This is a genomic window from Enterococcus sp. AZ048 (genome assembly GCF_051715125.1).
GTDB classification, from domain to species: Bacteria; Bacillota; Bacilli; order Lactobacillales; family Enterococcaceae; genus Enterococcus_A; species Enterococcus_A gilvus.
In genome coordinates, this window is sequence record NZ_JBIOTD010000001.1 from 2,173,724 (window position 1) to 2,186,050 (window position 12,327).

At 46.5% G+C, this 12,327-nt stretch carries 12 protein-coding genes; 3 read left to right on the top strand and 9 right to left on the bottom strand.

What is annotated here, in order from left to right; translation table 11 throughout:
* Positions 1-201 precede the first annotated feature (201 nt).
* Positions 202-1,743 (top strand): DMT family transporter, encoded by a 1,542-nt coding sequence (locus tag IGI66_RS10720; RefSeq protein ID WP_316405845.1) that lies wholly within the window; start codon positions 202-204, stop codon positions 1,741-1,743.
* Positions 1,744-1,794: 51 nt separating this feature from the next.
* Here IGI66_RS10720 and IGI66_RS10725 read toward each other — a convergent pair whose 3' ends face one another.
* From IGI66_RS10725 to IGI66_RS10735, 3 genes are read right to left on the bottom strand one after another with little or no spacing between them, the layout of a single operon-like run.
* Complete coding sequence (locus tag IGI66_RS10725) at positions 1,795-2,790, bottom strand: sugar kinase (RefSeq protein ID WP_438848916.1); 996 nt, start codon at positions 2,788-2,790, stop codon at positions 1,795-1,797.
* Positions 2,783-3,442: a bifunctional 4-hydroxy-2-oxoglutarate aldolase/2-dehydro-3-deoxy-phosphogluconate aldolase gene (locus IGI66_RS10730; RefSeq protein ID WP_438848918.1), complete on the bottom strand. Its 660-nt coding sequence runs from the start codon at positions 3,440-3,442 to the stop codon at positions 2,783-2,785. Before IGI66_RS10730 ends, IGI66_RS10725 begins: the two co-directional genes overlap by 8 nt.
* Positions 3,443-3,456: 14 nt before the next feature.
* Complete coding sequence (locus IGI66_RS10735; RefSeq protein WP_314578486.1) at positions 3,457-5,286, bottom strand: glucose PTS transporter subunit IIA; 1,830 nt, start codon at positions 5,284-5,286, stop codon at positions 3,457-3,459.
* Between the two features lie 274 nt (positions 5,287-5,560).
* Here IGI66_RS10735 and IGI66_RS10740 point away from each other — a divergent pair, with 274 nt between their 5' ends.
* Positions 5,561-6,760: an enolase C-terminal domain-like protein gene (locus IGI66_RS10740; protein ID WP_114524835.1), complete on the top strand. Its 1,200-nt coding sequence runs from the start codon at positions 5,561-5,563 to the stop codon at positions 6,758-6,760.
* A 77-nt stretch (positions 6,761-6,837) separates the two neighbouring features.
* On the opposite strand, the gene IGI66_RS10745 is transcribed toward IGI66_RS10740, so the two are convergent.
* The 6 genes from IGI66_RS10745 to IGI66_RS10770 form a co-directional block, all read right to left on the bottom strand.
* On the bottom strand, positions 6,838-7,545 hold the full coding sequence (locus tag IGI66_RS10745) for a GntR family transcriptional regulator (protein WP_086303405.1): 708 nt from the start codon (positions 7,543-7,545) through the stop codon (positions 6,838-6,840).
* Between the two features lie 126 nt (positions 7,546-7,671).
* Positions 7,672-8,679, bottom strand: a complete 1,008-nt coding sequence (locus tag IGI66_RS10750) for a lipoate--protein ligase (RefSeq protein ID WP_438848921.1) — start codon at positions 8,677-8,679, stop codon at positions 7,672-7,674.
* Between the two features lie 42 nt (positions 8,680-8,721).
* Positions 8,722-9,459, bottom strand: coding sequence for an MBL fold metallo-hydrolase (locus IGI66_RS10755; protein ID WP_367378325.1), 738 nt, complete (start codon positions 9,457-9,459; stop codon positions 8,722-8,724).
* Complete coding sequence (locus IGI66_RS10760; RefSeq protein WP_010779902.1) at positions 9,456-10,229, bottom strand: DUF975 family protein; 774 nt, start codon at positions 10,227-10,229, stop codon at positions 9,456-9,458. The genes IGI66_RS10755 and IGI66_RS10760 overlap by 4 nt, the downstream gene beginning before the upstream one ends.
* Positions 10,230-10,325: 96 nt before the next feature.
* Entirely contained in the window at positions 10,326-10,490 is a 165-nt protein-coding gene (locus IGI66_RS10765) for a hypothetical protein (protein WP_010779901.1), read from the bottom strand.
* A gap of 110 nt (positions 10,491-10,600) precedes the next feature.
* Entirely contained in the window at positions 10,601-11,680 is a 1,080-nt protein-coding gene (locus IGI66_RS10770; protein WP_010779900.1) for a M42 family metallopeptidase, read from the bottom strand.
* A 173-nt stretch (positions 11,681-11,853) separates the two neighbouring features.
* Here IGI66_RS10770 and IGI66_RS10775 point away from each other — a divergent pair, with 173 nt between their 5' ends.
* Positions 11,854-12,264 (top strand): NUDIX domain-containing protein, encoded by a 411-nt coding sequence (locus IGI66_RS10775; RefSeq protein ID WP_438848924.1) that lies wholly within the window; start codon positions 11,854-11,856, stop codon positions 12,262-12,264.
* The last annotated feature ends 63 nt before the right edge of the window (positions 12,265-12,327 follow it).

The window sequence follows — 12,327 nt, forward strand, 5'->3', positions numbered from 1 at the left end:
ATTATTGTAGCTAAACACGCTAAATATTTTCTTTTTTCAATGAAAGGGTGTTCTACCATTATCTTCCGGGCTGGGAAGGATCGAGACTTTCGATCCCCTAAAAAAACAAATTTACTTTTAATAATATTGGTTATTTTAACGACGTTTTCACTTACTACTTTTAAAATTACAAGTGAAATTAAAAAAACAAATGTTACCACATTGAATGAACGATGGACCTTTATCGTCAAGGACCATTCGGATCACTACATCTTCGGCAAGACGGAACAGCGCTTAAAAAATGTACACCCGAACAATCCCCTCGTTATGCAGCAGCATTTAGAGACAAAGCTGAAGGACCCGCAGTTAGTCGTCCGCACAAACCATCAGTGGCTCTCTGTTTTCGTAGGGGAAACGCTGATTTACAAATACAGCGCCACGGATGCCCAGACAGAGCCGGGGCTCTTGCAGACGACGATCCGTCTGCCTCATGATTATTACCAGCAGAAATTACGAATCGTCACGAAAACACCTTATGAATATTACGCCGGCATTCCCGCACAAGTATTCATTGGAGAAGCCGCGAAGGTCAATCGTTTCTTCATTCTTCGTTCTCTGCCGCAGTTTCTACTGCTGATCGTCTGCTCGCTGTTGATTGCCTTATTGGTGGCCTTATTCCTTTCAAAGCCGAAAGAATCAAAAAAAGCCAGCATCGGCTCCCTGCTGCTGATCGGCTTTACTTTGCTGGTGGGGATGCAATCCCTCGTGTTGAATGTTCCCGCGAGTACATTATTAGGACCAAGGGTGTCCTCGATTCTTTACAATCTGACGTCGATCCTTATTCCGGTCTTTTTAACGAACTACTACTTGCTGAGAACGAAAAAGTACCATCACTATTATCTCTACGGTGTAGGGTCACAGGTCTTTTTATTGGTGTTTGGTCTATGTTGTCTCGCGATGGGTAAGCTATCTTTGCCGATCGCCGTACAGATTTTTAGCGGCTTCAACGTCTTTATGACCTTGTATACGTCGGCGATCGCCTTGGCAGAATCTGCCGATCATAATCGCTTCTATACGATTTGTTCGCCGGGGATCATTATGGCGGCCTTCATCCATTGTTTCTTTTATATTCAGCTCTTTGCAGGAGCCGCGAATTTAACGACGGATTGGCCGTTGATCTTGTTCAGCGGATTGATGCTGCTGATCGCCGGGTATCAAGTCGAGGAAGACCTCGCCTTCATCAAACAGCAGCGTCTTTTGCAACAAGAATCCCTGCAGCAGCAGCTAAAGGCAACAGAGAAGCAGAAAAATCTATTGGCGACCTTTAAGCTATTGGCTGAAAAAGAGGATGAAAGCAGCGACCAGCCTGTAAGATTGAGTTCTTTGCTTCAGCAGATGCGGGACTATTACCATGGAGAATTTCAGCGACAGGCGAAATTCTTTTCTTGCCAATTGACAGTGGATCGAGAAGCCGCTCTGCTGGAGGACGACGACTTGTTCCTATTTATCCAATTGTTCGAGAAATTCCTGAAGGAAACGAGCTTTGGCACGATCGACATCGTCATTCGGCAAGAGCACACGCAATTGATCATCGAAAGTAACACCAGCGCCTTTACGCGTCATTCGTTTGACGAATCCGTAGAGACAGCCTCTACGAATGATTCTCATCATGAACTGGAGCAAGCCGTTCTGCGCTCCAACGGTGAGTGGCATTGGCAGAGCAATGAAAAGCGTCAATACTTCAAAATCATTTTAGCCTTATAATTAAAAAGACTCAGAAACGCCTTCATTGAATCGAAGGCATTTCTGAGTCTTTTATCGTTCTATTTTTGCGCTTTCGCTTTCTACGAACGTTAAAACATCCTTTTCACTGAATTGATTGCAGTCGCCCTTTACTGAATGCTTCAATACTGAAGCGGCAGTCGCAAATTCAATGATTTCTTCTGGCGAACGCTCTTTCAACAGCCCGTGTAGGATGCCGCCGGTAAAGGCATCGCCTCCACCGATTCGATCAACGATCGGATCAATCATGTGCTGCTTAGAGGTATAACAGGTTCCTCCAGCAAACAAGGTCCCTTGCAGTTCATTTACACTGCTGGATTGAACCTGGCGGTGCGTAGAATAAAAGGCTTTGATGGCAGGATACATCTCCTGCATTTTTTGATAATAGTAGGTGATACCCGCATCCGTCTCTGGAATGCCCAGTAAGTGGATCGCATCCAGTTTGCCTGCGGAGCAATAGTCAACGAAGGGCAGTATCTTTCTTAGGAACGCCCCTGCTTCCTTTTGTGTCCATAGATTTTTACGGTAATTGCTGTCAAAACTGATGTTACAGCCAGCTTTTTTGGCCTGTTGGACCAATTCGAGGGTCAACTGCTGCCAGCTTTCTGACAATGCCGGTGTGATACCGGAGATGTGGAAAATGTCTGCTCCGTCAAACAATTCAGGGCCCGCCCATTCTACTGCAGCCATTTGGGCAAAAGCAGAGGCGCTCCGATCATAGATGACCTTAGTGCCACGCTGACTGACGCCTTGCTCGACATAATAGCTTCCTAATCTGCCGTTGCCCTTCAAAAGGTACTCTGTTCCCACACCATAGCTTCTCAAGTGCTGAGTGACCGCCTCCCCGAAGCTATTGTCCGGGATCTTGCTGGCAAACTGGACCTGATGACCGTAATTGGCTAAAGAGACGGCAACATTTGCTTCGCCGCCTCCGTAAAATACGTCAAATTGATGGGCTTTATTAAGGCGCGTCCCTACCTCAGCAGATAGACGCATCATGATCTCTCCTAGGCAGACGATCTTAGCCATTTGCTTTGCCTCGAATCTCCGCCAGCTTTGCCGCATAGTGCTGTGCGATTTCCGTGACCTGTTCAAAATCACCTTTCGCGGCTGGTGCCAATAGATTCCCGCCGACGCCGACAGCTACGACACCGGCTTCGAACCACGTCGCCATGTTTTCTAGATTTACCCCGCCTGTCGGCATTAGATTCACATGGGGCAACGGCGCTTTGACTGCTGAAACCATGCTCGGACCGCTGACACTGCCAGGGAAGAGTTTGATGATATCTGCTCCGCTTTTCAACGCCTGCTGAATTTCAGTGATCGTCATGCAGCCCGGTAAATAAGGAATCTGGTACAAATTGCATATCTCCGCAGTTTCCTGATCAAAACTCGGGCTGACGATGAACTCCGCACCCGCCATGATCGCTAAGCGCGCGGTCATAGCATCTAGGACTGTTCCAGCACCAATGACCGCCTCTTCTTCTCGGTCACGATAGGTTTCGGCTAGCTCTTGGATCACTGCTTGCGCATTCGGAACCGTAAACGTCACTTCGATCCCTTTGATTCCCCCCGCAAGGATCGCCTCACTTGCCTGAACCGCCTCGATGTGATCTTTGCCTCGAACGACAGCGATCACTCCGGCTTTTTCTAAACGCTTTAAGATTTCCATTCGTTTCATGTACTTCTTATCTCCTATCCATTCAGTAAGGCGCGTTCCAAAATGGCCCCCGCTTGATGCTGTCCTTCTAGATTTTTCTCACCTGAGAATTTCAACACACGATCCATGTTCGTGATCACGACGATGATCATGGTCTCTTTTCCTTGGCTGTGGATATAGTCCAGATCCATTTTGGCGATCTTGGTATCGGCGGTTACTTTGTCTCCAGCTTTTACAGCGACGTCGAAACCTTTTCCATCCAAGGTGACCGTATCGATCCCCATGTGGACAAGGACTTCTACGCCATTCGCCGTTTTGATGCCGATCGCATGTTTTGAAGGAAAGACCGTTGTCACGGTTCCGCTGACTGGTGCGTAAACAACGCCATCTACGGATTTGATCGCAAAGCCGTCCCCCATCATTTTGCTTGAAAATACTTCATCTGGAACATCTTCTAATGGTACATAGCTGCCTTTCGCTACTGCATGCAGATTCACTTCGTTCGTGAATTCTTCTTCTTCGCCCTCTTCTGCGGGAACGAGCATATACGTGATCACGAATGAAGAGATCAGTGCGATCAAAATGCCTAAAACCGCGAAGATGAAGTACTGCCCGATATACGCTGGCAGACTGAAAATACTAGATAAAATGTAGCCGTAGATACGAACGCCGAAGAAACTGATAAACGCTGAAGCGACAGAACTACCGATCGTCGCAGCGATAAATGCTTTTTTGTATTTAGATAAGATCCCGAACAATGCCGGTTCTGTGATCCCCAGCAAACCAGAGACAGCCGAAGACAAGACTAGAGATTTTTCTTCTTTTGATTTTACTTTCGTATAGATCGCTGCTGTTGCCCCAGTGATCGCCATGTTCGCCATAAACATCATCGGCATCAGCATGTCATACCCTTGGTTGGCAAAGTTTTGCAACGCAATCGGTGTCATTGCATGGTGCAGTCCCGTGAAGATGGCGATTGGACGAATCGCTCCCACCACGACACCCGCTAAGACAGGCGAGATCGAGAACAACCACGCAACACCCGCAGCCAATAGGTTTCCTAAATGAATACTCAGTGGGCCAATGATCGTCAATGTAACCAAACCTGCGGCAAACAATGAGATCGTCGGTGTAAATACGGTTCGTAACACTTGCGGCAAGACCTTGTCTACCCAACGATAGATATAGCTTAAGGCCAAGACGGCAAAGATGATGGGAATAACTGTACCTGCATAGTTGAAGACCGGTACAGGGATCACACCGAACAGCTTGAAGGCTGAGATCGATCCTTCCGCGACCGCGTTGGTCATCGTCGGAAATTGCAGCGTTGCGGCGATGGCGACCGCCAAGTATTGATTGGTTTTAAAAATCCTAGCAGCAGAAGCAGCAACAAAGAATGGCAAGAAAGTAAATACGCCGCTAGCGATCATGTCAATGATCAAATAGGTGTCTGTTTGATTGGAGATCACATTCAATGCGACCAGCCCTGCCATCAGCCCCTTGATCATGCCGGCTCCGGCAATCGCGGGAACGATCGGACCAAAAACTCCAGAGACAGTATCCATAAATAGAGACACGGCGCCTTTTTTCTCACCGCTGTCTTGCTGACTGTTCTCGTCTAACCCTAATTCTTTGGCGATCGGTGCAAAATACTCTGCAACATCTGTTCCAATAACGACTTGCAGCTGATCGCTCTGGTATTTTGTGCCGACGACTTTTGGTATCTTTTCCAGTGCGGCATAATCCACCTGCTTCTCATCTTTTAAATTGAACCGCAGCCGAGTCATACAATGCCATGCATTGTTGATGTTTCCTGCACCGCCAACATGTTGAATGATTTGTTTTGCTATCTCTTCGTGCTTCACTATTTTTCCTCCTTATTCTTCGAAACATGATTTCATGTGTTTCCGTTTTCACACACATAGTAGCATGGCTGACTAAACTTGTAAAACCAGTCCTTTTTGTTAAAAATTAAAAACAAACAGCTATTTATCAACGTTTTATAAAAATATATTTAAAAATTGGACTGTTTTTACGCCGTATACTTCCCTTTTTTCAGACCAAATTGACAGCCCTATCATTGGCGTGTTTCAATAAGTGTGCAAATGATTCATATTTATGTACATTGGAGTGAAGAAAATGACACCAACGATCATCACGGATATAAAAAGCTACGCGATCAAACCGGATCGCCATAATTTATTAATTGTAAAAGTAGAGACCAACAAGGGGGTCTCCGGTGTCGGCTGCGGCACGTTCCAATTCCGTCCTTTAGCCGTTCAAACAGTCGTAGAGGAATATTTGAAGCCGCTGCTTATCGGCAGAGATGCGAACCATATCGAAGACCTTTGGCAAGTCATGAATGTCAATTCTTACTGGCGCAATGGGCCTATCACAAACAACGCGATCTCAGGTGTTGACATGGCGCTGTGGGATATCAAAGGGAAATTGGCCGATATGCCGTTGTATCAATTATTGGGCGGCAAGGCACGGACGGCGATTCCTGCCTATACCCACGCAGTCGCGGATAACTTAGAAGATCTACACAGCGAGATCGATACCTTTTTGGCAGAAGGCTATCGCTACATTCGTTGCCAGCTAGGCTTCTACGGCGGCAATCCAAGCAACCTGGAAACCCCAGAAAATCCGATCGAGGGCTCCTATTTTGATCAAGAGGATTACATGCATACGACGCTAAAAATGTTTGCCGACATCCAAGAAAACTACGGCACCCAATTCCAGATGCTCCACGATGTCCATGAGCGTCTGCACCCGAATCAGGCGATCCAATTTGCGAAAGCAGCAGAAAAGTACAACCTCTTCTTTTTAGAGGATATCCTGCCGCCAAACCAAAATGAATGGTTGGCGCAATTGCGCAGTCAATCGGTGACACCTATCGCTACAGGCGAATTGTTCAACAATCCGATGGAGTGGAAAGAATTGGTACGCAACCGTCAAATCGACTACATGCGGGCGCATGTGTCACAGATCGGCGGGATCACACCGGCGCTGAAGCTGGCCCATTATTGCGACGCGATGGGTATCCGTATTGCTTGGCATACACCATCAGACATCACCCCTGTTGGATTAGCGGTGAATACGCACTTGAATATTCATTTACACAATGCCGCCATCCAAGAGAACATCGACGTTCCTGAAAATACGAAGAAGCTCTTTGGCAATATTCCGACTCCTGAAAAAGGCTTCTTTTATCCGATCGAAGAAAGCGGCATCGGCGTTACCTTCAATGAAGAATTAGCCGCGGAGTATCCCGTGGTCTACCGTCCTCACGAATGGACGCAAAGCCGTACACCTGACGGAACGATCGTTACACCTTAAGAAAAACTAGCGAAACGCCCCGCACTCAGTTGGATGCTGAAGCGCGGGGCGTTTTTTGGCAAATGAAAGCGGCGGCGTTAATCGATCCTTGACCGATGGATCTCGCGGTCAAACGGTCGGATATAGGTCACTGAATAATCGATCGCCACGATGCTGCTGTATTCAAAGACCTGACCATCTTCTAAGATCGCTCGATTGGTGATTTGCATCGCGGGGGTCCCGCGCTTGCACAGGAGCAGCTTTGATTGTTCCTTTGACGTAGTGATGGGGTCATAGCTGGTGATGTAATGGGAAATTCGGAAGCCCTTCTGCTCCACGTAATTCTGGATCGAGTGCTCGACGACCTCTTTGGATAAATCAGGAAACATCGCCACCGGCAGCTTCGAGATCTCTAGCTGTTCGATCTTGTAATTGACGATCCGAATCCGTTCGAAGGTCCAGATCTCCTCTCCGTCTGGAAGTTGAAAGATCTTCTGCTCATCTAACGTAGCAGGCCCCTTTTTCAAATCGATCATCTTTGAGCCGATCCGATCATAAGGGGTTCGAGTCAGCGAATTGAAGATCAGCGGATTTTTCACCCATTTTTCATGGACGAAGATCCCCGAGCCTTGAACGACGCGGACGATCCCGATCTCCTCGAGGTTTTTCACTGCCTGCTGGATCGTAAAGCGAGAGACTCCGTAGATGTCCGCCAGCTTTCTTTGATTCGGCAGCTTCCCCTCCTTAAATTCTTCCTGATAGATTTTGCTCAATAGGTCCTGAACGATGAATTCGCGCTTTTTCATAGAAGCTCCTTTGTTGACTGTATTCTTACTTCCTATCTTAACAAAAGAAAACGATTTTTACAGTCTGTTTTCTTGAAGTCCGCTACTAAAAAAAAGCCCCTTCTGAGATCGAAAGGGCGTTTTGTCTTAATAGATCAACGATAAAAAGTCTTCTTTTGTGATGTTGCCAAAATAATGCGTCAGGTCGATCTGGTCAATCTGGTCTTCTAAGGTCTTTTTATCATAACGGGTGCCCACCAATTGCTCTTCGACATCCTTGATCTCGCCTAATCCAAAGAAATCACCGAAAATTTTCGCCTTTTCGATCGCGCCATTGGCAACGTCTAGGCGAACCTCGATAGAACCGATCGGGAAACGTTTTTGGCGTTCCAGATTAAATTCAGGCGAACGGCCGTAGTTCCAATCCCAATTTTTGTAGTAGTCTTCAGAAATCTGATTGATGGCTTTCCAGTCTTCGTCAGTCAACTCATGGGTCTTGACTTGATCGACACTGTCCACACCAAAGATCTGCAAGAGGATCGCTTGGCGGAATTCTTCGGTGGTCATGTCTTGTTTGTCAGCCGGCAAGAATTCTTTGATGTTCGTCACGCGGGAACGGATCGACTTGATCCCTTTTGATTCGATCTTGTCTTTTTTGACTTTCAACGCGTTCACGACTTCATCGATGTCGCTGTCAAACATCAGCGTGCCGTGGGCGAACATCCGACCATTGGTTGAGTACATCGCATTGCCGGAGAATTTTTTGTCCTCGATCACCAAGTCGTTGCGGCCTTTCAATTGAGCCCCTTCGATGCCTAGCTTGTGGAGGGCTTCCACGATAGGCTCCGTTAATTTTTTGAAATCCCTAAAGGAGTTGCCGTCATCAGGCATGATGAAGCTGAAATTCAAATTCCCATGGTCATGATACACCGCACCGCCGCCGCTCAATCGTCGAACGACATGAATCCCTTTTTCATCGACATAGTCCTTGTTGATCTCTTCGATCGTGTTTTGATTCCGACCGATGATGATCGAAGGCTCATTGATGTAGAAAAGCAGGATTGGTTCGTCTAAGGGCATGTTTTGCAATAAATACGTCTCGATGGCAAGATTTACTCGTGGGTCACGTTCGTTGTCATTTGGTACATAAAGCATATTTCCAACTCCTAACTCCGATTAAGGAATAAAATTTTTTGTCTAAAACTCAAAGACTTTATGAGGCGCTGCTAATTCAACGGGAATGCCTCCGCTGACAGCCGCCGCCTGTTGGCGTAATTCTTCCAGATCGCCGTGCTGCGGCAAATGAGTCAACACCAATTTTTTGACTGCGGCATGTTTGGCGAACGTTCCGGCTTCTCCCGCCGTAAAGTGGGCTTTATGGTGTTCGTTGCCATCAAATAAATACGTATCCGCTAAAAACAGGTCCGCGTCTTTGGCAAATTCATTGAAGGATTCTAGATAGCCAGAGTCTCCGGTGAAGACGAAGACAGCACCTGTCTTTTCCTCCACAAACCGCATCGCATAGCAAGGGACCGGATGAATCGTCTTCATAAACGTAACAAGAAACGGGCCGATTTTCAATTCTTCTGCTTCGAAATACGGGCGTCCTTCTGTCACGCCTTCCATCGTCAACTCATTGAAATGAACGTCATCCTCCGTATGCCCATAAATCGGCAAAATAGGTTTAGGCGTTTGGGTCGGGTAAAGCTGCCAATAATATTGCAATACTCCCAGATCCGCAATATGATCGTGGTGGTAATGGGTCAAAATCACCGCATCTAATGCCAAAGGATCAAGCTCCTTTTCCAACTCCACTAAAGTCGAGCTGCCGGCATCTAATAATAAATGGAAGCCTTCTGATTCCAGCAAATAGCTGGTGGTTCCTTGGCCTTCATATGGATACGCACCTAAACAACCGAGTACGGTCACTTTCATGCGAATTCCCCCTGTTCGATTTTTTCTTTCAAGGCTTGGTCATAAAACGCTGCGCTTGCTGTATTGACATAGACAGCAACAAAGAGCAGGCCGACGACCAAAGCGACAAGTCCAAGAATGTACCAGCCGATAAAGGATAATTGCAAAAGAATGTATTTGCCCCAACGGTCCTTCAACAGAGACCACGCCAACTTGATACAGGCACCGACACTTAAATCCGGGTAATCAAATTTCACCCACACAGCAAATTTGAAAATAATGCTGATGATCGTACTGACTAATAAGAAAACCAACGTCAAGATGACATACAATCCGATAACGCCGATGCTCATCAAGGCCGTAACATTTTCTGCACTCGTTACGCCGCCTGAAGAAATCAAGGACAGGTAGACACTGCCTCCTGCTTGTAATAATAAGGGAACAAAGAACACGGCTGCCAAGGCATATTGAACCACTTGCGCAATAATATTGATCAATAACAACGGAACATAATAGCCTTTTTGAAATACGACAAAGATTTGGCCCAATTCCGCTCTGCCGCCTCGCACAACATATAAGCTGATGTAATACAAGGCATAGCTAAATGCAAAAAGGACAAAGATGCTCAATAAAAATGAAAGGGTGAATTGAATGCCCTCGTTATTGAAATTTGATGTAACACTGCTGATCGCTCCGGTCAAGATCCCCACGATCACGACCAATCCAACGTTGATTCCCCACTGCCCACTTAATCGATCTTTGGCTAGTTGGCGATAATTGCTAAGACTCATGAACCCACTTCCTTTTCTTTTTCCCAGACGGCGATGGCATTTTCTCCAATGGAAAACCCGCCGCTTCGCTGTCTGAAGTGTCATTTTATTTTTTAGTTATTGCAGCTCCGCTATTTCTTTCGTCAGCTGCTGGATTTTCCGTTCCACTCTTTTTGCTTCTAAAGCCACTGGAACATTCGCATAATTGAGCTTCTTGAAGGTTTTCAATTCTGCTTTTAGATGCTCCAATTCGGTACGTTTTGTATCTATTTTCTTATTCATATTCGACTCCTTATTTGAAACAGCGACCGACTACGAAGGACCCGATCAAAACAGGTCCCTCTATGAACAAATGGACATAAAACAACAACGATCTGTAGGTACAGAGGCTCTTAATAATTCTTGATTTCTCCAACGGTCTCGTAATCCAAACGAGCAACGACTTCAGTTACTAATTTCACTGTATTGAAGTAATCGTCTTCGTGGATGATCGAGGTATGTGAATGTAAGTAACGAACAGGCACTGTGATGGCCAGTGACGGCACCCCATCGCGTGTCAAATGCATCTGTCCCGCATCCGTCCCGCCGCCAGCGATCACCGTGTATTGGAAGGGAATCTCTAACTCCTCCGCAACATCGGTCACGAAATTCAATAGTTTTTTATGAGGAACCATAGACGCGTCATAGATCAATATCTGCGGTCCTTTTCCAAGAACAGAATCTGCTTCCTTCGGTGTCATCCCCGGTGTGTCTCCTGCGGTCCCTGTATCCAAGGCAAAAGCGATATCGGGATTGACGATGTGGGAGCTCGTACGTGCGCCCCGCAAGCCGACTTCTTCCTGCACGTCGCTGCCGGCAAATAAAACATTATGGTGTTCGCGCTTCGAAAGATTTTCCAATACCCGCAGCGCAACGGCTGTACCAATGCGGTTGTCCCATGCTTTTGCCAGCAAGAATTTTGACTTATTCATGCGTTGGTATTGAATGTACGGCGTCACCATGTCTCCCGGGCGAATGCCCCATTCTTTTGCTTCTTCCTCACTGCTTGCACCAATATCAATAAACATATCTTTGATCTCAAACGGTTTTTTCCGTGCTTCCGGCGTCAAAACATGGGGAGGCTTCGATCCGATGACGCCATGGACAATGTCGCCTTTGCGGGTCTTGATTTCTACTTGCTGCGCCAGCATCACCTGATTCCACCAGCCGCCGATCGTTTGAAATTCTAAAAAGCCCTTTTCCGTAATTTTAGTGACCATGAAGCCGACTTCGTCTAAGTGACCAGAAATAAAGACTTTTGGTCCGCCGCCTGCGCCATGTTTTGCGATGACACTGCCCAGACCGTCAAAGAAAATATCATCTGAAAATTCCTTGGCGTAGTTTTTGAACACATCTCTGACTTCTTCTTCATTTCCCGCGATCCCTCGCGCTGAAGTCAGATCGATCAATAATTGTTCTTCCTTTTTCTCCACTATAACTCCTCCTGTTTCCTTTACATACTAGTTGTTGCACCGCTCGAATACGCTGAAAAATAGCTTTGATCTTCATACAAAAAATAGGACGAGCAGTCGTTTTGCATAAATTCAGTATACCATTGTCAAAAAAATCTGCGAAGTATGTTGTATAATCACTGGGAGGTGATCAAATGGCACGCGAATTAGCGATCGAACTGACGATGATGGTAATGATCGAAAATGAGTTAGGAGAAATCTTAGTACAAGACCGTAAGAAAAAAGATTGGCCCGGCTGGACCTTTCCCGGTGGGCACGTAGAAACAAACGAAGGCAGTTATCACGCAGCCTTACGGGAAATAAAAGAGGAAACCGGCTTGTCTATCCAGCCCGTTCTGCAAGGAACAGCGGAATGGAACAATCAACGGAAAGGCACACGAGAACTGGCTTTTCTTTATACCGCCAGCGTCGAAAAGCAGCCCTTGCCAGAAGCGCTCTTTTGGGTCGATAAAGAAACCTTGAACAAGCATTCCTTGGCTGGAACCTTGAACGAGCTGTTGCCGGTCTTTTTTGGCAACGAACAACAGAAATACTTTGACGTATAAAAAAAGAAGCCCTTCCTTTGCAGGAGCAGCTCCAAAAAGTCCGTGGATTCCTTTGACTTTTTG